Below are 2559 nucleotides of genomic sequence, written 5' to 3'. Positions count from 1 at the left end.
ACAAAGCCCCTTATACAAATATACTAGAAAAGCCTCAAAAACGGGAAAAAGAAATCTTTTTATGTGCGTTAAATCAAGAAACTAGCTATTATTCGTCCCCTGGTAGGACCTCTCATTGTTAAAAATAACTCGTTATATCAGAGATTTTTACAGATTTTGCATCAATTTAGATCATGGGGGACAAGAATGGTGCAGATCAGCCTGGCAGACTCGGCGGATATCTGCTGGAGAAGGGACAAAACAAGACGGCCGGAGCATTCATGCTCCGGCTCGTGGCGAAAGCTTCTATCGCAAAGAACGGATCTGCCGGGCAGCAGTAACGATATAACCGCTTATCTGATAACAGTCACAAAATCTGAAACTCCGGTCAGCTCCAGAATTTCCATTACCGGAGCGGTAACGTTCTTCATAACGAGCTTGCTGCCGCGCTGCTTGAGCTGCTTGTAGATGCTGATAATAATGCGCACGCCGGCAGAAGAAATATAGGTCAGAGTTCCGCACTCCAGTTCATAATCGCCTTCGGCCGGCATTCCGGCAACGATCTTTTCCTTCCACTCCTCTGAATTGGAAGTTTCGATTCTTCCTGTTAATTCCATGATTGTTTCTCCAAAGTTAATATGCAAAGATCTGCTGGCTCCGGGTTCTGCCGGAGATTCAGGGTCTAAATGCTGATGGTAAAAATATTGCGATTCCCTTCCCGGCGGTAGCTTACCGACTTCATCATCTTCTTGACGATGAAAATCCCCATACCGCCTTCGCCGCGCTCCTCCAGGGGAACGGAGGCGTCGAACTCGGCGGCGTCTTTTACGGGATCGAAGGGCTTGCCATCGTCAATATAGGTAATGGTGCACACCGGACTCTCGCCGCTGGTGACCATTTTCAGGGAAACATACTCAGCTGAACTGTATTTTATGATATTAGAGACGATTTCATCAGTGCAGATGTTGAGCTTGGCAACGATATTCGCAGGGATATCGCTTTTTTCTGCGGTCTCGCAGATGAAATCCTGAATCTCATTCAGAGACTCTGTTTCCGATTTAAACTCTTTTTCAACTATCATAAGCATTCTCCGGTTATCAGATTTTCCTGATGGCCAGCATGGTAATGTCGTCAAATTGCTTGGCGTCTCCGCGGAATTCCTCAATGGATTTCATCAGAGCATCGCACATTCCGGCCATGTCCCTGTCCCTGGCGCTGTTCAGCGCGGCGAGGGTTCTGTCAAAGCCGAATTGCTCATCGTTTTTATCAGTGGCTTCAGGGATTCCGTCAGTATACACGAAAATAACATCTCCCTTGCCCAGAGTAAGAGCGTTATCAGTGTATCTGACATCCTCGATCTCTCCAAGAACAAAACCGGTTTTATTTTGCAATAATGTGAAATTTTCGTTGTTTACGGACACAATCGGGTGGTCATGGCCGGCGCTGGAGTACTCCAGAACCCCGTTTTCCAGATCCAGAACGCCGCAGAAGACGGTGACGAACATATCCGCGCGGTTATTGCGGCAGATGTCGTTGTTGGATCTGGTGAGAGCCGCTCCCGGAGAAAGCCCGTCCTCCATGTTTTTCTGAATGATGACCTTGGAAATCATCATAAAGAGAGAGGCGGGGACGTCCTTTCCGGAAACGTCCGCAATGACAAAGCCCAGCTTGTGATCGCCGATTTTGAAGTAGTCAAAGAAATCTCCCCCCACCTGAAAGGCCGGCCGGGAGGTGGCAAAAAGATCCGCTCCTTCTACCTTGAGGGGTTCCGGCAGCACGCCCCGCTGGATATCCCGGGCGATGCCAAGCTGAGTGGCCACCCGGGTCTGCTCCTGGGAGATGGCGGTCAGCTTGTTAACGGATTCCTCTATTTTGTCGGAGAAGGTGCGGAAGGACTCTGCCAGAAGGCCGATTTCCGACTGATAATTCATATAGCGATCGGCTACCGCCTTGATATGACGGATTTCCTCGGCAATGTCCCCGTATTCGCCGAAGTGATGTCCGATGGCGGAGAGCTCCTCGATGGGCCGGGAGATCTGGTTTTCCACGCTGCGGAGCACAATCAGAGTGGGCCAGAGGCAGACGTAGAGGGTGGTGCCGCTGATGAGGTAGAGGTAGCTCCACATGGTGGTCTGGTCATACAGCTTATAGGAGGAAAAGAAGATATAGGCCCCGGCGGAGACGATAAGGGCGATGATCACGGAAATCAGCACGAAGAAGAGGATGAACTTTTCATTTACGGAAAAATGAAAATCGTTTTCCTCGGCTGGATTGTCCTTAAGCTTTTTCTTTTCCAGATAATAGGAATAGCCCACAAAAAACGGAATGCCCAGAATCACGAAGAAGATCAGATGGTTGAGCAGGGTGCTCATGAAGCCCATGCCGAAAAGAGGCAGATTGTATGCCACGTTCAGCAGAGTCCAGACCATGACGGTGAGCACGACGCTCATAAGAAGAATAATCATCAGGTACTGAGCGATTTTGGCAAACTTGTCCAGGCGGAAGATGTTGCTGTCGCGCCGTCTCAGATATTTCCACAAAAGGGAGCCGCCGTAGCCGTAGATGATCTGAAAGCTGAAG

At 49.4% G+C, this 2559-nt stretch carries 3 protein-coding genes; all 3 read right to left on the bottom strand.

What is annotated here, in order from left to right; translation table 11 throughout:
• Window positions 1-332: 332 nt before the first annotated feature.
• Window positions 333-596, bottom strand: a complete 264-nt coding sequence (locus ACJROR_RS09190) for an STAS domain-containing protein (RefSeq protein WP_406546844.1) — start codon at window positions 594-596, stop codon at window positions 333-335.
• A 65-nt stretch (window positions 597-661) separates the two neighbouring features.
• Window positions 662-1060 carry an ATP-binding protein gene (locus ACJROR_RS09185; protein ID WP_406546843.1) on the bottom strand — a complete coding sequence of 133 codons (399 nt, stop codon included), beginning with the start codon at window positions 1058-1060 and terminating at the stop codon, window positions 662-664.
• Between the two features lie 16 nt (window positions 1061-1076).
• Window positions 1077-2559, bottom strand: a 1483-nt coding sequence (locus ACJROR_RS09180; protein ID WP_406546842.1) for a SpoIIE family protein phosphatase, incomplete at its 5' end; no start/stop codon positions are given.

The sequence above is a fragment of the Succinimonas sp. genome, assembly GCF_045225735.1.
In the GTDB taxonomy this organism is placed as follows: domain Bacteria; phylum Pseudomonadota; class Gammaproteobacteria; order Enterobacterales; family Succinivibrionaceae; genus Succinimonas.
Note: the sequence above shows the minus strand (reverse complement) of the source record. Positions and strands in the feature narration are given on the sequence as shown.